This window comes from Roseibium sp. HPY-6 (assembly GCF_040530035.1).
Classification (GTDB): domain Bacteria; phylum Pseudomonadota; class Alphaproteobacteria; order Rhizobiales; family Stappiaceae; genus Roseibium.
In genome coordinates this window covers 102004-126450 of sequence record NZ_JBEWCD010000001.1, presented here as the reverse complement: position 1 = coordinate 126450, position 24447 = coordinate 102004, and the positions used below count along the sequence as shown (strand labels likewise).

At 53.8% G+C, this 24447-nt stretch carries 25 protein-coding genes; 15 read left to right on the top strand and 10 right to left on the bottom strand.

Annotated elements, in window-relative coordinates; genetic code table 11:
• Positions 1-92: 92 nt before the first annotated feature.
• From ABVF61_RS00605 to ABVF61_RS00580, 6 genes are all read right to left on the bottom strand, one after another.
• Positions 93-590, bottom strand: a complete 498-nt coding sequence (locus ABVF61_RS00605; RefSeq protein ID WP_353991610.1) for a hypothetical protein — start codon at positions 588-590, stop codon at positions 93-95.
• Positions 587-3466 (bottom strand): AAA family ATPase, encoded by a 2880-nt coding sequence (locus tag ABVF61_RS00600; protein ID WP_353991609.1) that lies wholly within the window; start codon positions 3464-3466, stop codon positions 587-589. Before ABVF61_RS00600 ends, ABVF61_RS00605 begins: the two co-directional genes overlap by 4 nt.
• 210 nt (positions 3467-3676) lie before the next feature.
• Positions 3677-3904 (bottom strand): hypothetical protein, encoded by a 228-nt coding sequence (locus tag ABVF61_RS00595; RefSeq protein ID WP_353991608.1) that lies wholly within the window; start codon positions 3902-3904, stop codon positions 3677-3679.
• Between the two features lie 95 nt (positions 3905-3999).
• Positions 4000-4284 carry a hypothetical protein gene (locus tag ABVF61_RS00590; RefSeq protein ID WP_353991607.1) on the bottom strand — a complete coding sequence of 95 codons (285 nt, stop codon included), beginning with the start codon at positions 4282-4284 and terminating at the stop codon, positions 4000-4002.
• On the bottom strand, positions 4281-4727 hold the full coding sequence (locus ABVF61_RS00585) for a hypothetical protein (RefSeq protein WP_353991606.1): 447 nt from the start codon (positions 4725-4727) through the stop codon (positions 4281-4283). The genes ABVF61_RS00590 and ABVF61_RS00585 overlap by 4 nt, the downstream gene beginning before the upstream one ends.
• A gap of 1807 nt (positions 4728-6534) precedes the next feature.
• On the bottom strand, positions 6535-7164 hold the full coding sequence (locus tag ABVF61_RS00580) for a helix-turn-helix domain-containing protein (RefSeq protein WP_353991605.1): 630 nt from the start codon (positions 7162-7164) through the stop codon (positions 6535-6537).
• 57 nt (positions 7165-7221) lie between these two features.
• On the opposite strand from ABVF61_RS00580, the gene ABVF61_RS00575 reads away from it, so the two are divergent.
• From ABVF61_RS00575 to ABVF61_RS00555, 5 genes are read left to right on the top strand one after another with little or no spacing between them, the layout of a single operon-like run.
• Positions 7222-7497 (top strand): hypothetical protein, encoded by a 276-nt coding sequence (locus tag ABVF61_RS00575; protein ID WP_353991604.1) that lies wholly within the window; start codon positions 7222-7224, stop codon positions 7495-7497.
• Positions 7494-8039, top strand: a complete 546-nt coding sequence (locus ABVF61_RS00570) for a hypothetical protein (RefSeq protein WP_353991603.1) — start codon at positions 7494-7496, stop codon at positions 8037-8039. The genes ABVF61_RS00575 and ABVF61_RS00570 overlap by 4 nt, the downstream gene beginning before the upstream one ends.
• On the top strand, positions 8036-8278 hold the full coding sequence (locus tag ABVF61_RS00565; RefSeq protein WP_353991602.1) for a hypothetical protein: 243 nt from the start codon (positions 8036-8038) through the stop codon (positions 8276-8278). Before ABVF61_RS00570 ends, ABVF61_RS00565 begins: the two co-directional genes overlap by 4 nt.
• On the top strand, positions 8275-8916 hold the full coding sequence (locus ABVF61_RS00560) for a hypothetical protein (protein WP_353991601.1): 642 nt from the start codon (positions 8275-8277) through the stop codon (positions 8914-8916). Before ABVF61_RS00565 ends, ABVF61_RS00560 begins: the two co-directional genes overlap by 4 nt.
• A complete protein-coding gene (locus ABVF61_RS00555; protein WP_353991600.1) occupies positions 8913-9476 on the top strand; it encodes a GcrA family cell cycle regulator in 564 nt (187 codons plus the stop codon). The genes ABVF61_RS00560 and ABVF61_RS00555 overlap by 4 nt, the downstream gene beginning before the upstream one ends.
• A 116-nt stretch (positions 9477-9592) precedes the next feature.
• Here the strand turns inward: ABVF61_RS00555 and ABVF61_RS00550 are convergent, their stop codons facing one another.
• On the bottom strand, positions 9593-10801 hold the full coding sequence (locus ABVF61_RS00550; protein WP_353991599.1) for a pentapeptide repeat-containing protein: 1209 nt from the start codon (positions 10799-10801) through the stop codon (positions 9593-9595).
• Between the two features lie 98 nt (positions 10802-10899).
• On the opposite strand from ABVF61_RS00550, the gene ABVF61_RS00545 reads away from it, so the two are divergent.
• Positions 10900-11442, top strand: a complete 543-nt coding sequence (locus tag ABVF61_RS00545; protein ID WP_353991598.1) for a hypothetical protein — start codon at positions 10900-10902, stop codon at positions 11440-11442.
• Between the two features lie 26 nt (positions 11443-11468).
• On the opposite strand, the gene ABVF61_RS00540 is transcribed toward ABVF61_RS00545, so the two are convergent.
• Both ABVF61_RS00540 and ABVF61_RS00535 read right to left on the bottom strand, forming a co-directional pair.
• Positions 11469-12236, bottom strand: a complete 768-nt coding sequence (locus ABVF61_RS00540) for a hypothetical protein (RefSeq protein WP_353991597.1) — start codon at positions 12234-12236, stop codon at positions 11469-11471.
• A 71-nt stretch (positions 12237-12307) separates the two neighbouring features.
• A complete protein-coding gene (locus ABVF61_RS00535; RefSeq protein ID WP_353991596.1) occupies positions 12308-13420 on the bottom strand; it encodes a DUF6161 domain-containing protein in 1113 nt (370 codons plus the stop codon).
• Between the two features lie 339 nt (positions 13421-13759).
• On the opposite strand from ABVF61_RS00535, the gene ABVF61_RS00530 reads away from it, so the two are divergent.
• Positions 13760-14068, top strand: coding sequence for a hypothetical protein (locus tag ABVF61_RS00530; RefSeq protein ID WP_353991595.1), 309 nt, complete (start codon positions 13760-13762; stop codon positions 14066-14068).
• Here the strand turns inward: ABVF61_RS00530 and ABVF61_RS00525 are convergent.
• Complete coding sequence (locus tag ABVF61_RS00525; RefSeq protein WP_353991594.1) at positions 14055-15122, bottom strand: pentapeptide repeat-containing protein; 1068 nt, start codon at positions 15120-15122, stop codon at positions 14055-14057. The two genes, ABVF61_RS00530 and ABVF61_RS00525, sit on opposite strands and share 14 nt — an antisense overlap.
• 80 nt (positions 15123-15202) lie before the next feature.
• Here ABVF61_RS00525 and ABVF61_RS00520 point away from each other — a divergent pair, with 80 nt between their 5' ends.
• The 8 genes from ABVF61_RS00520 to ABVF61_RS00485 all read left to right on the top strand — a co-directional run bounded on the left by ABVF61_RS00520 (position 15203) and on the right by ABVF61_RS00485 (position 24087).
• Entirely contained in the window at positions 15203-15508 is a 306-nt protein-coding gene (locus ABVF61_RS00520) for a hypothetical protein (RefSeq protein WP_353991593.1), read from the top strand.
• Positions 15505-16785, top strand: a complete 1281-nt coding sequence (locus ABVF61_RS00515; RefSeq protein WP_353991592.1) for a helix-turn-helix domain-containing protein — start codon at positions 15505-15507, stop codon at positions 16783-16785. Before ABVF61_RS00520 ends, ABVF61_RS00515 begins: the two co-directional genes overlap by 4 nt.
• Entirely contained in the window at positions 16782-17357 is a 576-nt protein-coding gene (locus ABVF61_RS00510) for a transcription termination/antitermination NusG family protein (protein ID WP_353991591.1), read from the top strand. The genes ABVF61_RS00515 and ABVF61_RS00510 overlap by 4 nt, the downstream gene beginning before the upstream one ends.
• A gap of 615 nt (positions 17358-17972) precedes the next feature.
• Positions 17973-19061, top strand: a complete 1089-nt coding sequence (locus ABVF61_RS00505; RefSeq protein ID WP_353991590.1) for a hypothetical protein — start codon at positions 17973-17975, stop codon at positions 19059-19061.
• A gap of 520 nt (positions 19062-19581) precedes the next feature.
• A complete protein-coding gene (locus tag ABVF61_RS00500; RefSeq protein ID WP_353991589.1) occupies positions 19582-20262 on the top strand; it encodes a hypothetical protein in 681 nt (226 codons plus the stop codon).
• Entirely contained in the window at positions 20259-22205 is a 1947-nt protein-coding gene (locus ABVF61_RS00495; RefSeq protein ID WP_353991588.1) for a phage terminase large subunit family protein, read from the top strand. Before ABVF61_RS00500 ends, ABVF61_RS00495 begins: the two co-directional genes overlap by 4 nt.
• Before the next feature lie 2 nt (positions 22206-22207).
• Positions 22208-23845: a phage portal protein gene (locus tag ABVF61_RS00490; RefSeq protein ID WP_353991587.1), complete on the top strand. Its 1638-nt coding sequence runs from the start codon at positions 22208-22210 to the stop codon at positions 23843-23845.
• A complete protein-coding gene (locus ABVF61_RS00485) occupies positions 23845-24087 on the top strand; it encodes a hypothetical protein (RefSeq protein ID WP_353991586.1) in 243 nt (80 codons plus the stop codon). Before ABVF61_RS00490 ends, ABVF61_RS00485 begins: the two co-directional genes overlap by 1 nt.
• Positions 24088-24447 lie beyond the last annotated feature (360 nt).

The following is a 24447-nucleotide window of genomic DNA, read 5'->3' as shown; positions in this document are numbered from 1 at the left end:
CAACGCGAAGTCGATGGATGCTCTCAACGGGAGTGTCAAAAGACGAGATCAGAGCACACCGCGACACTTACTTTTTGGAGTGGGGAAACAGATCATTGATCGCTTGGTATCGCCTTATTAACCTCCTCGATCACCACTTGCCGGATTAGTCTCTGAACTTCAGGATCACCGACCATTTTCAAAGGAAGCGTTTCGATACGTGTGACGAGTTGATCTCGTATTGCAAGTAACTGGTTGTTATTTGTTTCGCGGATCTCTTTTCTTAGGTCCGTAATTTCAAGCAGTAACTTACCTATGTTGTTATCAGTATTGGTTGTTCGGGCTAAGACTTGCGATTGATTGCTGTTAATGCTCCTGAAAAGTTGGTGATTGGCAACTTCGATGATTTGTTCAAGTCCTAGTAAATTCGGGTTGCAAACCCTTTTAGTCTTACCTCCAAGATTCACGTCTGTGCATGCCTGAATATATTCATTAGCACCGCCCGCTGGCTTGGCGATTGTGAATGTCACTTCTTGGGCTGTTCCCACAAGTGGAAATGCCACTATGCCAAGCATCAAAGCAATACTGCCAGTAGCCACAAGTTTTTTCATTGTGCCGAGTCCTCCCTGTTTGGTGCGGGGCGCGTAATCATCGATGCCATGAACACCAGTTTTTCACCATCCAGATCATCCAAAACTTGGTAGGAAATTAATCGGTCCAATAGCTGTTCTCTTGACGCAATCAACTCTTGGTAAACCGGTGGCCAAACTATCAATCCTTCACTCATTGCAAATGGTGGGGGAACCTCAAACGCGAGAGTTTCGTCGCCCGCGGAAAGCATGAACATAGGGCGTTGATCGTCGGTGCTTAAATGAAATCCGAGATCGTCACCAAAATACCCCTCCAGTAACAAGGTGCTTGGACTACTGGGATCGGTTGCAAGCTCGTATGCGGACTGAGCGCCTGTGAGGCTTGGCCGTTCTCTATTCGGTATCCGCTCGCGATATCTGTGTTCGAGGTAGACTTGAGCGAAATTTCTTGCCAAGTAGCCATTTGACTTCATTTCGATCAACGCAGATTTCGCCTCATCTCCACCGGATAATACCTTTTCCAACATAATCTCGGCCATCATTGGTCCGTAGAGCATTCCCTGTGAGGCTATCACGGTGTCAACGACCGGTAAGAGAGAACTTACGAGTAGTTCCCCGTTGCTCGCACCATCAGTTAATTTCTGCTCGACAGCGAGTTTAAAAATCTCATCACTTGTGAGCCACTTTGCTTCGCCGTCAACGATCAAGGTCCGATCCACCAATTGGGCCATCACCAGTGTCCAGTCCGCGATATCGTTTATTGCTGGCGCAAGGTATGGAAAGCTTAGCAACTGTGATGCTGCAACTTCGGCCGACGGGCGATTTGGGTATGGTGGACACAATGCTCTTCTAATGCTTGCACTTGGACCCTGCATTTCTGAACATTTGAAATCCGACGCGAAGCCCTCTTGTTTGATGTCTTGCCACGCTTTGATGTTTTGCACCGGCTCGGCAAGAACCAGAGCGATTTCGGCAAAACCTGGTGTGTCGTCACGCGTCGCGAAGTTAACGATGTTTCTAAAGCTTACTTTGAAGACATCATTGTCGAATTTCTGGAGTGGATCGCGAATATCTAATTTCAGAGTTTCCAGGCTCTCATTTTGAACACCGTTACTTGGTGTTTCCATCTGGTTCGCACGGGCAGCACTCGCAGTAACCCTTTCGATTTCAATCTCGACTTTGTTGAGTACCCAGCGCAAGTCGACAAAATTGCCGAAGCGGTTTTGGTTCAGGAAGCTATCAAAAGAGCTGTTCATAAGGGTTCTGCAATTTTGGATGTTACCATCGTGTGATTGGATCACTTCCTGGACAGCTTTCTCGCTCCTGAAGAGCAGTGTTGCCGTATCCACGAAGGGATCACTTGATCCAAACGCTTCGAGAGCCCTGACCTGCACCGTGTTGCACTCTGACCAACTCTGCCAGTATTGCTGTCGAATAGAATATCCGATTTGTCGAATTTCGAAGTCTATATTGCTTATTTTTTTGTCTGCTAGCACGAAACCATCAAACATTTGCTTTGAGAGACGATTTATCGCCTCCATTATTTTGACCTGATTTTGCAGAACCTTATCCAGCTTCAAGTTTACGACTTCAAACTGTTTCTGCAGGTAATTCATCATCACCTTAAATCTCTCGGCGTCAGGATCGTTTTGCTTAGAGAACAAGCCTGTCACCGAGGCTAATGCGGCCATATAGTTTCCAGTTGAAAAATTGACGAATGAGCTTAGACCAGCGTTTGCGATCCCTGTTGCGATCTGTATTTCCGCAGGAAGGTCAATGCCAAGATCCTGAGCTACCTGCGTAGCAGCTGTCAGTTCGGATATCGCATAAGAAACGCCTTTGATTGTAGTTTCAACCTTGTCCTCTCGCTTGAAGCGTTCCAGCATCGCTGCCTTTACTTCACTTTGCCTGCAAGTCTCAACACCTTCTGGGCACTTAAACTGATCAGCCAAAAACCCTTGCTTCTCAATCGCGCGAATCTTTTCTTTGGGAGACATTCGCGATAGTACGAAATCCGAAATTACGGATTGGTCGCGCTCAAGAACTTGAATCTTGGCGTCCAATTCGAGAACTGCGTCCTTCAGCGTTTCGACGTCGACAGACAGAACTTCATATTCTTGCTCAATATCGCCAAATCGAGTATCTATTTCTACTTTGTAATCACGAAGCTCTTTCTGAATACTTTCAACATCATTTTCGATGCGATCAATATCGCTGGAGTTGACGATTGTTTGGTTCCATTGAGCCTCATCAGTATTAATTAGTGTCTGGATCATGAGATCTTCGCTGATTTCACGAAGCAGTTCGTCATCGGCCCGGTCTTGGAAGTCCTGCATGACGCGTATGCCATTCCGGACCACCCTGGCTGCCTCTTCAGGTTTGTTATGAAACTCGGCGAGTGAAGTGAGGCCAAGTTCCCTAAGGATTGATCCTTCCCGAGACTTGAACAATTCGCGCATATTTTTTTGAGCTTTGGTTTCGATTCTCTCGCTAGCAAGTTCGAATGTCGTACTAACTGCAGCACCAGCAAGCAAAACAGGGACCGTCACACCAGCCTGCGGACCCACGACAGCGAGTGCAACCTCACTTCCTAATTCTGCACCGAGAGCAAGAGTATCGAGTGGTCTCTGAAGGCTCGAGTTAACCGAACGCGACAACTCATATCTACGAAGCGTATCTTCAAGAACAATGCTTCGTTGATCGGGAGGAAGCTTCGACTTCATCACGAGGGTAGGATTCTGATTTCGAAGCTGAGAGACAACGTGCGGCCCATATTTTACCGCAACCTTAGCCATTGCAACACTTGCTTTGTTATCTCGATCTTGCGCGTAAGCATTGCTGCAAGCGATCAAAAAAAGTGTAAAGGACAAGGCCTTGCGAGAAAGTATCCTGTGCATGAAGTCTACCATCATTAAATTCGATACAAAATCACAGCATGACGTAACGTCCACTGTCTGTCTAGTGAATTATATGTATCATGTATCGCTAATCCTGCGTACTTGAGCTGCTATACGAGTGGAAAATACTAGGCGTGGATTAAACAGATGTGTCTGAATAATCTTTAGTGTTTTGTCACGGGCAAAATAGAGCCTAACCTACCGCAAACATTATCGCCGCTTCTTCGCTTGGTTTCGGGCCCGGACACGCGACATGGCATCGTCGTTGGCGAGGAGGTCGTCGCGGATCTGTTCCAGACGGATGTAGGCCGGTAGCAGGTTGGGGCGGGGGCCGTCGATGAGGGCGGCCAGGATGTCGAGCGCGCGGTCGACATTCTCAATGGTCAGGATGTCTTCCCGGCTCTTTTCTCGTTCGTGCTGAAACACATGGGCGCGCATGGGAGCCATTCAATCCCTTGCAGTGGTAGAAAAGTCCCTGAGCCGAAGACTGGCGCGCGCGCGGGCGTAGAGGGGGCAGGGCTGTTTGTGGGTGTTCACAGAACCGACCCCCTAATAACCAAGAAAAGGACCTCGCCGACAGCGATGCCGGCGGCGAGGCCGAGGGGCAGACGTTTTGCGAGGGCATCCGCCTGCACGAGAGATGTCCTGGCCGTCTGAGGGGAGGTTGATGTCTCCGGCCATTCGCCGAAGCTTTGGTGTGCAGAGCCTTTGCCGCTTTTCGCGACGTTCCAGAACACAGCCGCAACGCACGCAGCTGCGATCGCCATGCAGGCAAACGGAGCTGTGTCGATCACAAAGACAATGAGCTGCTCGGTCATGTCACGTTCGCCTTTGGTGTCGCGGGTGCCGTTTCGGCGAGCTGTGCTGCGTGCTCATGAACCGGGGCAGGGCCGGTGACTGTCTTGCCGTTTCCTGCAAGTGCCTCGGCGATCGCTGCCAGGGCTTCGGGCTTGCCGTAGATGACGTGGTCTTCTTCTTCGTCGAGACCATGCAGGCAAAGGCTTTGGACCTTCTGGCCGCTGACAACTTCCTCGCGGCCGTCGTCATGGGTGACGACCAGGGTGCGCGTCGGGCTTTTGGCGCTCTGGTAGAACCGGATCTGAGCGGCCAGGCTCTCCATGCATTTTTCGAAGGAGTCGAGCAGGATCTCGACGTGCCAAACCCTGTCCTCTGCCGGCAGATGCTTGTTCCCGTTGAACCAGGCAATGCCCTTTTTCAGCATTTGGAATGAGGAGCGGGTGTTCTGGAGGCTGGCGGTCATTTGTTGTGAGCCTGTTCGGTTTCGTCTTTGAATAGACGCTAACAACCTGAGGTTCCAAACGCATGCCTTTGCATAACAAAAAGCTGTAGATTCTTGAGAGCCTTCTGCATGCGTCGAACGCACCGTATTAATGTTCCTCAAAGAATCGAATTCACTGTTCATGGAACCCTATCGCTCGCATTGACATGTGAAGCTCAAAGCCTTTGGCCGAGCGTGTGTTCTTGTGTGCTTATGTCAATAATGATCATGTGATTTTCGCATAATTTAGTCAAGCAAAAATCGAATAAAAATGAATAGGCAATGTGCGAGATCGGGATTTCGCATATTTCTGGATGGGTGAATTATGAGAGATTCTTTGAACCCGCTTGTACTTAGTGAGCTAATCGCTGCTCACAAAGCGAGGCTGTCTGAAATAGGAGTCTCTGTTCGGTATTCTTGGAGTTTTGAAACCCTCGAGGAGGTATTGCCGATTGAAGAAAAAGCTCGACTGTCAGAACACTTTCGAACCGAACTGAACACCTACACTGAAGCAACTGCATTCTGGGTTGGCGGGTTTTCGGAAGGCCAGTTAGTCGCCCTCTGCGCGGCACGACTGGATGATCTCGGTTCAGAAAGTTTGGATGGTCACTTACGTAGGTACTGGCGACGCTGTTACCCGGGAGCAGATGCAGAGCGCGCGCAGCCAGCAGAACGACAGCCCAGATTTTGGTCGGAAATCAAGGGCAGGGTAGCGTACTATGGAGACTTCCACGTAAAGCGTGATCGTTTTCAGGGGCGCGGAATCCCAAAATTGTTTGCCCCCCTTTGTGTGCTGTTGGGACTTTGGAAATGGGATCCGGACTGGCACTATTGCTGGGTAAATCAAAGCGATTGGTCAAAACGATATCCGCTCGCGTACGGCTTCAGCCGAATAAACCCTTTGGGACTTGTGTGGGAGGTTCCGCCGGCAACGATAGCATCCGACCTGGTGGCCGCGTCGAATAGTCGTGCGGACGCTCTCGATTGGATGGATGGTCTAGAGCGCGCTTTCCTAGCAGCTTCGAATAACTGATCAGATAGGGCGTGCCTGCAGTGGTTCGCCAGCACATTGTAAGTTTGCCGTAAAGCAGCACACTTGGGCCAGAATCTGGGAAAAAGACATCCTGAATTTCCTGAAGTACTGGTTCGTGAAGAGCCTGCTCAAAGCCATCGCGCGTTGCTCGCCTATAGTCTGGTCGAAAGAGCGAGCGTCGGTCTGACTTAAGTCGTCGTGATGATCTTATTTCTCGCCCAAGGAGGCTCTTGCAGCCAACAAACAAGATTTCCGGGCTGTCATTTTCTGGCACATGCCCAGCAAGACGAACGAAATGTGGTGCTATGCCTGCGAAGACGTTCGGATCATCAACTAAACCGTCCGTACGATACCACGTCGTCAGGAGATGCTGAGCTTTCTCGCCAATCCATCCCTTTGAAACCAGGTCGATGTTTTGCGTGTGTATCTCACTAGTCATTGGATGGAACTCGAGGTTTTGAAATCGAATAGCCAATAGTTTTTCATTCTCACCTTCGACAGCTCGTCTCGGGCTATGTGATAAAGTCGCCTCTGTTCGGATAATGTCAGAGTATGGATGTTCCGGTGCTCGAACTCGTTTTCGCATTCATCGAAAACAATGAAGAGCTGACCTCGTGCCTGGGCAGAGAGTAGAAGATTGAGCAAGCCGTCATGAGCGACTCTTGGTTGTGCATCGGGCTGAGTTGCATCGTCGTCCAAATTCTTTTTGTTATGCGTCATCTGAAGAGCCTATCCCCAAGGCCTGTGGGATTGCCGTCAAATTGAATTTTCGGCACTTACCAACGTACGGTAGTGTAGCGCAACAGATTTCACATAATCTGTAAAGGTAGAATGCTCGTATTCTTTGGCTTTTTTAACCTTGTCGACCATCTCAACTGAGGTCTTGAATAACTTCGGATGCCAGGAGCCGGCACCTTTCAGCATGCCATAAAGTACTGCCGAGGCCTCAATGTAGTCCTCTGGCGGCATGTCTCCCGAGAAGTGTGTTTTCTCGAGGTCTTTTGTAATTTGGAGGGCGAGTTCCGAAAGGTCTTCTTGTAGACCTTCCCCTGCATTTTGAGGTGGGTCTGAGAAAGAGACGTGGCCCAACGACGGGAGTGGGACATTGAGGGCAGTTGCTGCAGCATAAAGTTCTGCCGCACTCATACCCCGATCTTCGCTGCAAATTTTGCTGATTTTCGATTGGTCAAGTTGCATCCGGCGACCAAGTTCCGATTGCGAAATCTTAGCGTCCTTGAGGGCTGTTCGAAGCCAGTCGGCTATAGCTGCTCGTGCGTCTTTCTCATGCATAGGAGAATTTTGCATAGGTTCTCCCATGTCGTTACCCACGAAAATCGAATAAATTTGGTTGCTCATGTCTTGACATAAATTATGCGAAAATCTCATATTTGCCTCATGCAAAACGAACCGGCGAAATTGGTCCTCAAAGAGCTTGGAGGCCTTATGAAGGTTTCCAGGCTGGTGGAGAAAGACCCGTCTTCGGTGCTTCGCTGGAGCATGCCCAAAAGCAAGGGTGGCGCGGAAGGGCGCGTTCCTGCTGGCAACTTCTTCAAAATTTGGTCTGAGATAATCACGTCAGGAAGCAGCCTTTCTCTAGAGGAGTTGGTCTTTACCGAAGACGAGCGGCAACAGATCGCTGATCTGCGCAATCAATATTCGTCAAATCCAACAAACCAGTCATCCCGCAAAACCAATGAAAATTGCGGGGTGGATTCGTGAAGCCTCATCGTCCGACCACCGACCGGGACCGGCGCTGCCTGAAACTGGCGACGCAGCGCACCGTTCAAATGGCAGGCGGGCAGGACAATGCCGCCTCCGTAACGCGGGTCGGGCGGAACACGCTGTCCGACTATTCCAACACCGGCAACGAGCGGCATCAGGACACGTTCATGCCGGTCGATGTGCTGGCCGATTTGATCAGGGACCGGCGCGAGGCGGGTGAGATCGCGCCGTTGCTTGTTGCCCTGTGCGATATTGGCGGCGGCACCTTTGTGCGCGTTCCGGAACCGGACAAGACCAAAACCGCACCGCAGCTTGAGCTTGCCGCGCTTGGGGCCCGGCACTGGTCGTTTCCCAGCCTGATCAGCCGTTACATGGCCGATGAGATCGGCTCCGATGATTTCGCCAGGGAAGCGCTGCCGCTGGTGACGCAGCTGCTGAACGATCTTTCTCAATTGAAACAGCAGCTCTTGTGCGTCGATCGGGATCCCGGATCTTCGTCCGGGACGGAGGCGGGGACCATAACGAGGGCAGGGGAATGACCCGTCGCCTTAATGACTATTCCCCTCACGAACTCACCAGCATGGCGTCGCGGCTGAAGGTGCTGGCGTTAAACAAAAGAAGCTGCGCGGACATTTCGGAAAAGGTGGCGCTGGCCGGGAACGGGTTTTCCAACGCGCCGGCGGTGGCGCGCGGCTATCGCCAGGACGCGGCCATGCTGGACGACGTTGCCGGCCTTCTCACCCAGATCTCCAGAACACGAACAGGAGCCGGACAATGACCAAACGGCAAAGGGGTGTCGGCCAAAGATTGCTAGCTGCCCGATCGCAGGCCTTTGATGTGCTCTCTCGCAAGGCGCTCGACCTCTTCAAAGGTGCGGGGTTCCAAACTGGGTTCAATGTTTTCGCGCTGTTCCCATTCCATGAGGACGTCTTCCAGAAACTCGTTGCGCGCGTCTTCAAGGTCCGTGCTCAGTTGATCGAAACTTTCGTATTCGGAAAGAAGCGCGCTGGAAGCTGGATCGGTGCCGAGGTCGGCGGTATCGATTATTCGGCCAACTTCTTTGGCCACCATTTGGCTATCGCTCACCGCCTTGTCGAGTTGCGCCAATCTGTCAGCCGGGTCGTTCGCGGCGTGCTCTTTCATGAGGCATTTTTTGAGGTCGTCTCGCATCTCGCGATGCGGTGCCATCAGCCGATCAGTTTCCCGATTGCTGGCGAATTGAGTTGCGTCCGGTGCGCGACCTGGTTGTGGCGCCGCCTCAATAGGCGCATTGCGCTTCCTTTTGCTGACTTTGAACAACCACAACAGCAAAAACGCGATGGCGGCCCCAATCAGAATTTCAAGCATGGTAGCACCTCATCTCTTGGATTAATGCAAGCAAAAGCGCCCCAGAAAGTCGAGGGGTGTTTGCCATGACCAAGCGGCTATGGAGCGAATTGTCTTCAGCGGAAAAGGCGGAAGTGTGCCGGCCGCTTGCAGCCGAGGGCCTGAGCGGGGTGGAGATGGCGGCGCGCATTTCGGTTTTGTACGGGCGGGTGTCGCGCAACGCGGTGATCGGCGCGTGCAACCGCAACGGCATTTTCCTCGGCAAACCGATCCAGGGCAGGCGGGCCAAAGCGTCTGCACCCAAACCGTCAGCGAAAGCCAAAGGCCCTTCCAAGGGCGCGCGCAAGGCGGAAACAGCGCCCCGAAGAACCTATCCGGAGCGGGTGAGTCTTGCGGCCGCGGCCGGGATGAGCCGGGAGGAACGGGCAGAGCTCAGCGAGAGCAGCACACGGCCGGAGGGGCCGGTTGCCTTTGCCGAGCTTGGTGCAAGGTCCTGCCGATGGCCTGTCTGGGGCTTTGACGAGACAACGGAAAAGGGCGGGTTCTACTGCGGCGCGGCCTGTGCGGCGGATGCTGCCTATTGCCCGGCACACAGCCGCTTGGCTTACGCCGCGCCGGAGCTGGTTCTCAGCGAAGACGAGGCGGCGTGATGGGGCAAGATACTGAAATTACGAAGAACAGAGCCGAATATTGCCTACAAACTCAAAGTTTTTCTGGACCTTCGGCTTTGCACAGATATCAGAAATTTCGTCGGGCAATGAATAGTTCATTGCGTAAGAGTTTCGAGACTTGGAAGGCATACAAACTCACTAAGTTGCGTATCAAATTGAGTGCCTGGCTCCCTATACTTAATCTCGCAAACGCGTCCAACATGCAGCGGCGGGTCAAATTTGTCGAGCCCCTGCGGCAGCATATCCTCCCAGGCCCAAGTTTCATCCAATTGTTCTTGTGTGAGGCCTTTTACTTCAGAGGCATTTTCAAACACCGCACCGCTGAGATTGACCTCGTTGAAAAGTGCATCTGTGAAATCCACGCTGCTAAATATTGCATCTTGGAAGCTTACGCTTTTGAGGGTGGCTTCTCTAAACGTAGTTTTTTCAGCATAACCAGCAGGCACAAAGTCAGACCAACCTCCCAAGTGCGCGAAACGGAAAGAAACCCACCATATGTGGGCCCCGCTGAAGTCACCGCGAAGTATCTCTGTGAATTCAAAACTGGATTGGTGAATTGCACTGTAGCTCAAGTTTGCTGTTGTCAATTCTGTAAATTCGAAATTGGTCCTTCTCAATACTGCGCCTTCAAAGGTTCCCGTAATTCGCAAACAAGCAAAACTTGCTTCAGACAAATCTATGCTGTGCGAACGAAACTCGGGAGGAATTGTCGACCACAGCAATTTGTGCGAAAAATCGACGTCGGACATTCCCTTTTCGTGTTGTTTGCAGGCTCTCTTGAAAACCGCCGAGCGAACGTAAAATTTATCTTCAATGCTATTGGTAGCGTCTCGGATAACTTCTTCTTTTGTTTTTTCGACAAGTTCATTACTGTCGATTTCAGTTCCAAAGTTGATCCCCACAAGGCTAGCGCCAGTATCTGCCAACAAATTGGCCGCACGAGTACGTTGGGGCGTTCCTGGTTTGGTTTTTTCAAACAGATCCCAGGCAGCAATCTCTATTTGGGTTCTTCGATCATTAAGATCGAACAGGACGGTAGCGGCAGTCAGAAGAAAGACGAGAGCTACGGCAAGCCTGACGAGTGGCGACTTTTCAACGGCATCCAAGGCGCTGACAAAGCTTCTGTAGCTTTTCATTGTGTTTCGCCAGAGGGAGGTGATCCCTCTTTTCGCAGACCCGTAACGAAGTGCGGCAGGCTCCGATGGTTTCGCGTCGTTCGTGCTTTTGGCGGCTTCAATGCGTACCGAAAGGTCGTTCAGTTTCGCGCGGGCTTCATTCGGTGTGATGAGGTTTTCATCAGACATAATTCAAGGTCTCGAAAGGGTTTAATCAACCACGCAATTAGACCCCAGGAAGCGTCACCTTTCAATGCCGGGTTGCATTCTTTTAAAAGGGCCGCGTGATGGGGAAGCGGTCGGGTTTTCAGCGGGTGAAGAACGAGTATTACCGGACGTTCGATCCGCGGGCCTGTGCGCCGCTTGAGCCCTTGCTGCAGCATTATGGCGTTACGGACTATGCCGAGCCGTGTTGCGGGCTGGGGGATCTGATCTGGCAGCTGAAAGGGCTCGGGCTCACCTGTCTTGCCCGCTACGACATCAACCCGCGCCGGCCGGGCATTCCCTTTGGCGATGCGCTGACACTTTCCAAGGCGGATCTGAACGGGGCGGGCAACATCATCAGTAATCCGCCCTGGCTGCGGCCCATCCTGCATGCGCTGATCGCCCGGTGTGCCGCGATGGTGCCGACCTGGTTCCTGTTCGATGCGGACTGGCTGCACACCAAGCAGTCGGCCCCCTTCATGGACACCTGCACCGATGTTCTGTCAGTCGGCAAGCTGCGCTTCATGCCCTCAACCAGCCAGGACGGCAAGGACAATTGCGCCTGGTACCGGTTCGACCGGGAAGCTGCCGGCAAGCCGACGGTGTTTCATGGGAGGGTGGGGTGATGGATGATGGGGTTTGGTGTCTGCTCTCAAGCTTGCTGCTTACTCAGTTCATCTGCCCACTTTTCGAGTTGAATATCTGCCCTTTTCTTGGACGAGTGCCAACTAAGTGTGTGATCAACGTCGTATTTTTCGCGCTCGCTAAACACTTCCGCGAGGGTGTGATTTGCCTGTTCAAGATACTTCACGAGGTGGGAAAGCTGAATTGCGAACAATTGCGCGCTCAAGCCATAGCCCTTCTCGGGATCATCATCGGATCTTTTACGCTCAAGCTCAGTTTTTATTCGTCTGAGCGAAATAAACACTTGTTCGTAAGCATGTTTTTGAGCGGGAAGAAGATCAGTCAACATCTCGCTGCAGTCAAGGATGTTGGAAGACTGAAAACTAGAATCAACCTCGGCACAAGCTATGTTCAAGGCAGTAAACTTTCGTTCTTCACTGTAATTGTGGTCAAGAGCGACTTCAAGAAACCGCCACGCCTGATTCACTTCCTGAAGAAATTCTTCCAGAAAGTTATCAAGTACGAGTTTCGTCTGATCTGCGGGCAAGTGGGTAACCGCAATCTGTGCTTGAACTGCAAACCACGCGATCGTTGCAGCCATCAGTGTTGCCGCCACAGCGACAATGGCACTGACAAGTGTTTGCCAGTCGTTCAACCAACACCAAAATTCTTGACCCTGACATGCCTCGGGGACCTCGAAAGTCGATGGAGGAGACCACATGCCAACGATGAGGCCAAGGGCAAGCCCAATCAGGATGCCGAAGAGCAGTGTTGCGTGACCGTCAAAGTTCCTCATGCCTTCACCCTTTGTTGCAACTCAAACTTGCCGAGTTTCGGGGAGTTGGGCAAGGGGAGCGTGGCGTGATGTCAGTTCTTGCCCTTGAGGATGTCCGTAATGCTGGGTGGGCTGACGTCTTCAGCGCCTGTTCCGGGCAACGGTCTGAAAAGAGCGGAGAGTATAATCGCCCTATCTTCCGGTTCCTTGATTGCGTTCTCAGAAACCAGTTTCACATAGGTTTCAGCCATCACTCGGCGAAGCTGAGCATCGTCGGCAAGCATCATGTTTTGGGTTGTAAAGCGGCTGAGAAGACGGAGCACCCAGGCTATGCCCAGTACCGGTATGAGAACAAGAACGACCGCGCCGAATACGTGCCCTTGGAACAGTGGTTCAAGCTTCAAAAGCTCGTCGGAGATCTCTGTGCGAAAAAAAATCGAGAAGCTGATTGTACCTACAACCACCAGCACGAAAGCCAACGCAGAAACGCCGAAAATCCACCTATGAGCAGAAAGCTTTTTGCCCCAGAGATCGTTGGCACCCTTTACAATCAGTGTTGCGCCCGCTTCTCGTTTATACTTTTCAATTGCCTCTTTGGCAGCACTCTCTACTTTTTTGCGTTCTTCTTCGAGTTCCTTCGAAAGGGTGCCACGCAAGTCTTCAATTTCTTTCTCAATTTCCTGTTGCGCAGACTTTACGACAGCGCGCGTTCTTTCGGCATTGTTGGTGCGCATTTTTTCGAAATGTTTTTCAAATTTTCCTTTCTGTTTTTGAAACAGATCGGGCTCCGTAGCAATTACGCAAGCTTTGAGCGACAAATACAAAACCGACAAGTTTTCTGCGGCTTTCTTGTCGCCCAAAAGGCCCCAAATTTCTTCCGGAAGGACAACTGCCTCTGCGCATTCAAGGGAAATCGCGACAAGATCGGTCATGACAATGTCACGACGAAGACCCGTATCGTTAGTTGTGGCGGCGGGAAGTGGAATCTCGCTTGGGTCAAAGTCTCGAAACTTGGTTATTTTGAACGCTGGTACGGATCCGACCCTAGTCGTCGGAGGGACGAGCTTCAGAAAAACGTCTGCACCAGAGAGGCTCGGTTCTGGGTTCGCGTTTGCGTCTTGGTCCGAGTCGTCGGTTACGGTCTCATCAACTCTAATTTTCTGAAAGAAACTGATCCAAGCCAGCATTCGGGTGGTTTGCAGCATTCGGTTTTCCGCGAGTTAATTGGTTGCAGTGTCAATCGCTTCAACTTGACGAATTTCCCAAATCAGCGCAAGGTGACAGGGTCCACGCGAAAAGGGTGTGGATCGGGGACCGCCAAGCCCCTTCAGTCACAAGGCGCTCGACGCGCCATGCTCCTTGCTGGGTGCGTTTTTTTGTGCGCGCACCCATATAGGAGCGTGTGCGCTCCTATGGTCGGGCGTATAGAGATGCCCTCGGGCATGCTGGTTCCTTGTGGCCGGTTCTTGGCGGACTCTGTGCGTCCGGCCACCATTACCGCCAAGAGTGCTGGTCGGACTTGTGAACACACAAGGAGACTGGCCATGTCCACGACAGGCAACGGGAGACGTGCGAACGCACGGCCCCGCGATACCCCAGACCGCTTATTCGATCTCATTTTGAGGCTGCACGCTGAGCACTATCACCTGCAAGGGCTGATGTGCGCGCTGGCCGTTGTCGTCAACGAGCTGCGCGAAACACCGGAGGTCTCCCAACTCCCGGCCGTCACCGCCGCCGAGGCCCTAAGCACCGCCATGCTGAGCGCGCAGGAACATCACCTTCAATCACTGGAGCTTCTGGAACGGGCGCGTTTCGGAGCTGAGGGGACACGGTGTGATGTCAGCCGTCACTAAAAAGCAGCTTGTGAGTTTCCGTCCAATCCATTTCGGGCCGTTCGTGCATCATACGATCAACAAAGTCACTCCAGGATTCGTCGATTTTTCGGAATGCGAGAGTTTTCAAAACGGTTTCTGGGGCGTTGCGAGGCGGAGCGTTTTCGAACGCCCACATATAAGTAGTGACAGCATTTGCCCAACTCGTACTGTCCAAGTTCGCACCGGTCAGGTTCGACACCGAAAGGTCTGCTCCGTTCAAGTTTGCACCGGACAGATCAGCGCGCGAGAGGTTGGTCGCGATCAGCGTGGCCCCGGAGAAGTCTCCTTTGGTCAAGTCTGCCCTATAGAGATCTGCCATCACCAGGCCCGCCCTGGTGAGATTAGCATTGATCAGGAGCGCCTCGCGCAATTCAGCACCGTAGAGGTTCGACCCGGACAAGTCAGCTCCAGAAAGATCAGCTTTGTAGAGTTGTGTCCTACCAAGTTCGGCCTCGGTCAGGTCGGCCGCGGAAAGGTTAGCCCGGGACAGGTTGGTTCCGTGAACGATTGCATTCGACAAAAGCGCGTTGGTAAAATCCGCACCGGACAGGTTCGCTCCTCTAAGCCACGCGCCGCGAAGATCAACTCTGAAGAGATCCACTGCCCCGCGATGCGTTTTGGACGACAAATCGATTCCTTGAAGATCTGTACGGGTTTTCCAGCACCAGGGCTTTTCCTCTTCACCAATTGTGGCCGGCAGACAGCCATATTGGCTGTTAAGATACTCAAGCGCTTTCCTCTTACCAGTATTGCCGGGGGCAGGGGTCGTCAGAAGCTGCCAGGATCTGGCGATGCGCTCGTCCTGACGTTCGCGCAGCTCGTAAAAAAACAAGCCCACTGCGAAGATCAATCCGACCAGACCTGCTGTTTCCAGGATCACGACCAAGGGATGGTTGCGAAGCCATTGCGCCCGACGTTGCCAAGGTGTCAGCGCCGCAGCTGCGACGGCCATGGGCGCGACAGGCGTTGGGGGCGCGGTGCTCGGCAGGCGCTCAGCGCGCTTCCGGGGTCGAGGGCTCTTGTCTCTTTTCATGAACGGCCTGAAGCAATGGGCAAAACAAAGAGCTTCATAAAACCAGAGCGTGCGCGCCTCTGCAACCGGAGGGCGGCGGCATGAGCGAGCGGGCAATCACCTGGGCAGCCGGGCTGTACCTACAGAGCAAAACAGCGCGTGACGTGCTGCAAGCTCTAGCGAAGTGCCACAACAATGGCGGCCTGTGCCTTTCGACCGTGGATCTCTGCCGCATCGCGAAGATGGATCATTTCAGCTGCGTGTCCGCGCTCTGGTTCCTGCGCAATCGCGGTCTGATCCAGGCCGAGGGGATCGGTGGGCTGATGTCTGTCACGCTCGGCTGTGATTTTGACGACAAACTGGCGCCTGTTTCCGCGTTGCCGCAGGACCAGGAGGGTTTTCGGTGAGCCACGAAGGGAGCAAAGCCTGGGGCTGGCGGCACGCCATGTGCGCGGCAAAGGAGCTGCCGGCGACCACAAAACATGTGCTGCTGACCCTTTCCATGTTCATGAACGAGTTCGGGGAAAGCTGTTTTCCGCCGATCAGCGATCTTGTGAAATACAGCAGCCTGGACAAGAAAACCGTGATCAAGCACCTGGGCATTGCCCGGGAAAAGGGCTGGGTGGCCGTCTCTCAGCACGGTTTTCGCGGTCAGAAATGGAAGCGGAACGAGTATTCGGTCAGGTGGCTGGAACGAGATCTCGTAGCGCCCTCAGAGCCTCTGGAAACAGATGAAGGTGGTGGATCTCCTCCACCACCTTCCGGCAAAAAGGTGGTGGAGCTCGTTCCCGAAGGTGGTGGAGCTGGTTCCCAAAAGGTGGTGGAGGAGGTCCACCAGGATAAGAACATTCCAGATAACATTCCAATAACCAGTCCAGAGGAGAGAGGGCGCGCGCGCGAAGCCGCAGAGCCGGAAGGGCTGAGCGTTTCGAAGGACACCTGGAAGCGGCGGTTTCGAAAAACGCATGCCGACTGGCCAACCTATGCCAGCGACAGCGCCACCACGGCAGAGGCCGAGTGGTTCAACCTGTCGGAGCCCGACCGTGAGGCAGCCGCCGATCGTCTCGGAGCTTACGTGCTGCATGTTCGCGAGCAGCTGGGACGATCAAAATTCTGCGCATTTGCGGTCTATCTGCGCGACAAGCTCTGGGAGCGGGTGCCGGTCAACGCTTCAGGAAACCGATCCGCACAACCGCTTGAAGCCAAACCCTTCGGCAAGGCGTGGGGGGCGGCGCGATTTGCCTCACTGATGGAAGACCCGAAAGGGCCGCCGCCGAAACTGACCATGGCGCAGGAGCAGATGGTTGCCCAGGGGCTCTACAGCCGGGAGGAATTCTTGCTCGAAAAACGGGCCATGACCGGCTGGCCGCGCGTCAACACGATGCACGAGCGGGCGATCCGCCGGCATCTCGGTGTTCAGGCAGATCCGGCGCTGACACCACTTGCCGCGCTGTTCTGCAACGTGGCGAAAGGCTCGGCCACCTGGCAGGCCTGGAAGGCGCTGCACAAGGAGCGGGGTTGGCCCTGGTTTGGCCAGGACCGCGATTGCCCCGACTGGATCTGGTTGCCGTCGCCACCGGAGGAGCTTTCCACCTATTCCAGCGCGCTGGACGCTGTTCAGGCGGCAATCACCCGTTTTGAAACTGAGCATGCAAGCATCACCGAAAGGCAGGCAGCGGAATGAGCGCATCACGGAAAAAGCTGAGCACGGAGATTGAGCTTCTGAAGGCGCTGGTCAAGGGATATCCACTGCTTTGGTGCGTGGTGTATGCCAACCCGAGATGTGAGCGCCGGGCATTCATGGGGCTGATTGAGGCCGGGGTAATCGCGCATCTTCCCGAAGAGAGTTTCGAGCGGAAACAGCCGCGCTCGAAGAAGAAAATCGCGCTCAAGAAACCGATGTTCTCCCGCTATCTGTTCGCCGGGATCGACGCGAATGCGGGGCAGGACTTTGCCCTGGTGCGCAAGTGCGACGGGGTGGAAGGCATTCTATCGATTGAAGAAAACGGAATGCCGTATCTTCTGGAAGCGTCCGAAATGGTGTCGCTGATCGACCGGCTAAACACGGAAAAGCGCATTCCGGACGGCGCGTTCATCCAGGTGGGGAAGGTGCTGCAGCTGATCAAAGGCCCGTTTGCCGGCTTCGATGTGGAGATCACGGGATACGAGCAGGCGCGCGAGATTTTCCGGGGCGAGGTGAGTGTGTTCGGACGGCGGACGGCGCTGACCGCCTCTGTTGACGACCTTGGGCGTTGAAATTACTTCTTGATATCAGGACGATTCGTCGGATCCTTCGGACCTGATGCTGGCGCAAGGCCAGACGCGAATAGGCGACCGAAGCGGTGGACCCAGCCAACAAAAGACGCAGGAGCTGCGGAGTTGGTGCGACGAGGTTTTATGGCGGGAGAGATGTCCGAGAAATTTTCTCAGATATCGCTTTGAAGTCAACTGGTTGAAGAAGAGACCTACGCAGCAGCAGCTTTCAAACGCCAAGTGAGTTGAACGTCTCGAAATTTGTTATCTGGATTTGCTAGCGCAACGTATTCCTGCAGCCTAAGATTGCTGAATACTCCGGCACAGAGCATGTATTTAAACTTTTAGTTCAGGTGTTTCGACTTGTTCGAACCCAAACACTTATTCGCTGATTTCAAGGCAGACAGTTGAGCAAAGGAAGGTATCGCCACCGTCCACCGCCTGATTGTTGTCGCTTTTAGTTACAATTTGATATCGAAATTATCATTCGATCACCATGTTTTGACTTATGGCCAATGAGTTTCAGGATACGGGTTGGGGAACAAAAACTTGAAATTCGGTGTAGAAACGGTCACTCTCTGAAGACATTTATTCGTTTTTGATTTTGGAGCATGTCTTTTGAAAGTCGTATTGTTTGATCCACCAGCAGCTGGTCTTGCAGCCTTTTTTCAAGCAAGAAGCGCAATTGGCGAGGCAGCGAAGCAAACGAATTGTCTCGATCTACTGTCGGAAGTACTGAACCCGGATAGGGAGTCCGTTAATCCGCACCTGAAATATTCAAGTCAAAACACCGCACTTCGGCTGCTATTTGATCCAGTTGACCTGATCGAAGTAGTGCCTCCTAACCTCGATCTTGATCTTGAGTTCGGCAATTTCTGGCAGATGGAACTTGGTTGGATGCTAAAGTCTATCGACAACGTACTATCGGACCCCATCCAACGGGCTAAAAGTGGACTTGATGTCGCCATGCTGAGGGACAGCTCGAATTATAGAGCTCAAGTCGCCGAACAGGCAGTTCAGGTTTACGTGGCTGAGGGATCAGGTCGTAAGTCGACGCACTCTGATCAACTAAAGGCCATCGAAACGATCAAACTTTGCATTGACAGCTATTATGATGTGCAAGCAATCGAAAGCGTTGTCACCACTAATGAGGCCACCCTATTCACGCCACATACCCTGCTAACACAAGCGCGTACAGCATCAACTCGAAAGCTTCGCACTTCTGATATTCTTCCAGTGCTCGCGATGAGTGGTCTGCGTATCGCTTTTCCGGCTCTCTGGACTATAGACAAGGAGGCAATTCCAGAAATCCGAGAGGAGTTGCAAGAGGAGCGTGAGGACTACCTGTCACACCTGCGGACTATTGTGCCAGAGTGCTTTGAAGGGCTCATCAGCGGTAACTATGAGGACGTGGCGCATTTCGCCGACATCAATCTCAATAACCACCTTCACGTGAAGCTCACTGAATTGGAGCGCGCCGTGGCGAAGAAAGGTGAAAAATTTGCCAAGCGGACAGGTTTGCGCCTGCTTGAAGCGACACCAAGCTTATTTGGATCGCTAGCGAAAGGTGAATACATCGCAGGAGCTGTTACTGCTCTCGAGTTCATTGTTGGGACTATCACGGGACAGGCATCGAAGCCCGATCCCGAAGAGGCTTTTAGTGAAGTCTGCTATATCTATGGTCTAAAGGAAAAGGTCGCAGCTTAGATTTGTGCTGTTGCAAGTTTCGCCAACTAAATCATCTCGGTTTGGGTCGGCAAGCGGCAAACAGTGAGTGAATTTTCTGCTTCCAGATTCTCTGAAAAACACCGCGGCCAACTTACGGCTGCTCACTCGTAGGTTAAGACAATCATCTTAAATTTTGTGCAGTCAATGAATGGCTGATCTTCAATTGCTTTGCGGCAAGAAATCTATGCGCGTGCCCATGTGTCAACGCAAAAGGTGCGAAACCACACTGGCCGAGCTGGGCTGTTGGCGGACAATCTTGGTCAATTGGTCAGGGGCGCATGCGAAAGTGCACAGCTTGCTACGTTGCGGCTTTATCAAAATTCGAGGGTTTCACAAAAACGCGTGAAACAAGTAGGGACCGTATCCCGCCAAAAGACAAAACGGGGGGACTGAGCGTTTAATGTCGCCAGTCTGACCCTAAATTCGAAGCCTAAAGTCGGCTAAAGTCCTAAAGTCGGGGCTAAATTCCTAAAGTTGAGATCCATGCCGGAGCGAACCTGTGACAGCAAGTGCGGGTGAACACGCCGTTGTCAGCAAGGGCGAATTCGCCAAATTGATCAACGTCAGCCCTGGCCGGGTGTCTCAGTACATCGCTGAAGGCAAGATTTCGGGCGATGCCCTGGTCGGAACCGGCCGACTGTCCAAGATCAATGTGCCGGTCGCCCGTGAGCAGCTCCGCCGGCATCTCGACATCGGGCAGATGCTCGGCAATGGGATGGAAACGCAGCTGGCTGGCCCGCAGAAGGTGGCTGAGCCGACTTTCGACCAGGTTGCGGCAGAGGGAGCTGAGCCGAGACCCGATCTGCCGGATCTTCGGACACCCTCGATCGAGGACAAGCTCAAGCAGGAGCGGCTCTTTCAAGAGCAGATCAGAAGCCGGAAAGCGGCCGAGGACGAAGAGGCGCGCAAGGGCCGGTTCACACCGACTGAAGAGGTCACCGCGAGCAACACGCGCATTGCGGTGCAGATGATCCAGACATTCGAAGGAGCTTTGCCGACCATGGCCGCAAAGATTGCCTCGAAATTCGAGTTGCCGGTCCGTGACGTGCTCCATGAGCTGCGCTCGGAGTTTACCGAGATGCGCAGCCGGGCGGCCGATGCGGCGAGGGCAAAGGCTGAGGTCTCGCCGGCGACTGTTGAGACGGAGATCGGCGAGACCATGCTGGAAGCAGCCGAGTGAACCAGCACGTCGTTCACACGGCCAATCCGGAGCGCCTTGCGTTTGAGGCCATGGCGAATGCCTGGACGCCGCCGCCGAAGGTCGATTATCTCAAATGGGCCGAGGACAATATCGTCCTTTCCGAACGTGAAAGCCCGTATCCGGGCCCATACAATCGGGATCTGTTCGGCTATTTCGATGAGGTCTTGCGGGCGATGTCGCCCGAAGATCCCTGCCGGATCGTGACACTGAAGAAAAGCGCGCAGCTCGGCGGCACGGTCCTAGCGAATATCTTCTGTTGCGGGTCGCTGGAGATGGTTCCGGGCGACTTTCTTTACGTCCACCCGACAGAGGGCAACGCGCAGCGCTGGTCGAAACAGAAACTGGCGCCCATGCTGAAAAACACGAACTCGCTGAGGGCACTGTTTTCGCAAAAGAGCCGCGATGGCGGCGACTCGATCCTCTACAAGGAACGTATTGACGGCCGCGGCGCTATCCAGATTTCCGGTGCGAACTCGCCGGCATCGCTCTCGATGGTGACCATGAAAAACCAGGTCCAGGACGATCTGGCGAAATGGGAAACCAACTCAGCCGGTGATCCGGAAGCGCAGGCGGATTCGCGCAGCCAGGCGCATGAATTCGCGAAGATCGTCAAGATCTCTACACCGTTGGTCCTGCCAGGGTGCAGGATCTCCCGGAACTACGAGGACGGCAGCCAGGAGCGGCCGTATGTGCCTTGTCCGCATTGCGGTCACATGCAGGTTCTTGAGTGGGACAACATGCTGGCCAACCTAGACGAGGAACATCCGGAGCGGGCGCATTTCGTTTGCACCGACCCTGACTGCGGCGGGGTGATAGAAGAGCATCACCGTCCGGCGATGCTGAAAAAGCTTGAATGGCGTGCGGACAACGAGAACGCCAAGCGCCAGCACCGGTCCTTCTGGATCTGGTCGGCCTATTCGGTGCTGCAAACGTTCGAACGTATTGCCCGGTCCTGGCTGAAGGCCAAAGGAGACCCGGCCAGCGAGCAGACGTTCATGAACGACGTTGTCGGGCTGGCTTATGAAGCTGCCGGCGACGCGCCGCCCTGGGAGGACCTTCGTGACCGGGCCGCGGTGTCGGAGTATTCGAAAGGGCAGATCCCGGCGGGCGCGGTGTTTATCACGCTCGGAATTGACGTACAGGGCGACCGGGTTGAATGGCAGCTTGTTGGATGGGACAGGGACTTGCGGCGTTTCGTCGTCGACTATGGTGTTGTGCCTGGCTACATCAGCGAGAAACCGACCAGAGAGTTGCTCGACGCCCTGGTCAATAACGAGTGGCCGAACGCATGCGGGCATCGACTCCGGCCAGACATGACGGCGATCGACGGTAACGCTTACACAACCGATGTCTGGGGATGGGCGAAACGCTTTCCGGCTTCGCGCGTGATCATGGTCCGTGGTGCCAGATCTGATATCGCACCGCGCTTGCAGCGGGTGCGGCAGGAGTACAACGACAAGACCGGAAAGCCGAAAAAGTATTCGCGCCGGTTCTACAACTTCAACAGCTCGGTCATGAAAATCGGGCTCTACAAGAACATCCGCAAGACCGATCCGCTTGAACCGGGCTATGTCGCTTTTCCCTGCGGGCTTGACGATGAATATTTCCGGGGCCTGACGGCAGAGCGCCGTGTTGCGAAGAAGAACAAGGACGGGTTTGAGGTCTGGCGCTGGACGAAAGATCCGCTCCAGGCGAACGAACCGCTCGACACGATGAACCAGGCGGAAGCCGCGGCAACGAAAATGGGACTTCGGTCCATGCCTGGCGCGGTCTGGGACGGCCTGGAGGCGGAACGCTGTACGCAAGCCACCGAAGTCCAGCTCGATATAGAAGATTTGCCGCTGGCGCCGAAACCGGCGGAGGCGCCGGCAAAGCCGAAGGAAAATCCATTTGAGCGACTCGCCAAATCCTTGAACGGGTAATCATGCCAAAATTTCTGCCAAACGTGACCAGCTCGGATGTTCTTCCGGGGCGGTCTCAGCCGTCCGCGCAATTCCTGCGTCCGGATCGTAGCGGGTTTCTTGCAGGTTGGCCGCGGCCGTCACTGCGCGAAGCTTCGAAAGACGTTCGCGAGGCCTGGTCGTCGGTCGCATCGCGCGCGATTGAATCAATCCACAATTCGGGTTGGATGAAAGGCGCGGTCGATCAGGCCGTCGGCGATACGATTGGCAACGGCCTGAAACTGACGCCAAAGCCGGACTGGCAGCTGTGCGGGTTTTCAAGCCAGGACGATGCCGGCGAATGGGCCCGCAATGTGGCGATGCGTTTCCGGTCCTACGCGAACAACCCGCATGAGTGCGATGCCCGGGGCAAGATGACCATCGCCAAAATGGCGCGGACGCAGCTCAAGTCGCATTATGCCTTTGGTGAGGGCGTTGCCCGGATGGTCCTGCGCCAGCGACCGAATTCGCTCACGCGTACGAAAGTCCAGCTTCTGAGCCCGCTCCGGATCACTCAGGAGACCCGCGAAGAGGTCCGTTTGCACCAGGGCGTGTACCAGGACGCCGACGGCATGGCGATCGGATACCGGGTGCGGGCGCGGCTGAACGGTTTCGACAAGACGGTCGATATGCTCGCGCGCGATAAAGAGGGGCACCCGCTGATCATTCACACCTATGACGGCGATGCCGATCAGACACGGGGCATTTCTCCGTTTGCGGCCATCTTGAAGGTATTCCGGCAGGTCGACCAGCTGGCGGACGCCACTCTTGTCGCGGCGCTCCTGCAGACTGTTTTTGCAGCGACGATCAAATCGAACGCCTTGTCTGAAGAGGTTTTTGAAGGTCTCAGCACGAAGGGTGAGGGTGAGGGGCAGACGCAAGTATCGAGCGAACTTGAAACGTTTCTCGGTCTCAAGGAAGCATGGGCAAAGAACACGAAACTCGATTTAGGCGCGCACGGTAAAATCGCGCACTTGTTCTTCGGTGAAGAGCTTCAGTTTCACAATACGAACCATCCGCATAACAATTATCTGCCGTTCATGCGGAACCTCTTGCGCGAAATCGCCCGCGCGATCGGCGTTTCCTATGAGGCGCTGGCGTTCGATTATGAGGGCGCGACCTATTCGAGCGTGCGCATGGGGATTGCCTCGCTCTGGCCGCAGGTCGTGAGCCGTCGCGAGGACCTGGTCGCACCGTTCTATCAGGCTGTTTATGACGCCTGGCTGGAAGAGCAGATTTTTAATCGCTGGATACCGTTTCCAGGTGGCTATCGGAATTTCCTGCGTGTGCGCGCCGCGGCAACACAAACCGACTGGAACGGACCGGCCAAGCCGACCGCCGACGATCTGAAATCCGCCAAATCCATGGGTGAGCGCCTGGAGCGCGGCGTCACCAACCTTTCCATCGAGTGCGGCGAGCTCGGATACGAGTGGGAAAGCGTTGCTGAGCAGCGCGCCCGCGAAACCAAGCGATACGAGGATCTCGGATTGTCAGACCCGCACGCTTCAAAAGGATCGCCGCTTGCTGGCGCCAGCGAAAGCGACGTTGAGGACGGCGAAGACAGCAAGGACAAGACCGAAGACGCCGAAGATGGCGACGACAAAGACAAGGACGACGCGTAATGGCCAGCATCTTTGACGGCATTGACACGACCGACCCGTGCCTTGTCTGGCCGGTGCTTCAGACGGCCTATTACAAGCTCGTCGCCGGCGAAAGCGAAGTCCGCGTCAAATACCAGGAATTCGACGTCATGGTGCAGCCCGCCAATTTGCAGGAGCTCGAGCTTCAGATCACGAAACTCAAGGCTGCTTGTGACCGCAAGCAAGGTGTCCGCACCCGCTATGCGATGCGTGGCGGATTTTAAACCTAGATGTGATTGACGATAAAAGCTCGCCAATAGCAGTATTTTAGTTATCATGATAACATTTTTACTAGCATAAATAAATAAACGTTATTTCTCTTGCTGTCTAATGTTTCTCAAAATCATTAGAAATAGATGGAAAAACAAATAAATCATTGCAACAATCAGAGCGCCGATCAATTTGTTAGTAAATTTATTGTCGCTATCGATGTAATTTATGTAAATCGCCCACAATGAGCCAAATATTGTCACTATGATAACAATTTTGTGCTCGTACCAGTATTCAGAAAGAACTTTTTTCACTTTCTTCAACCTTTGCTGGTCGTCATAGCGCCAGACCCGTATGACAATTAATCGGCTATT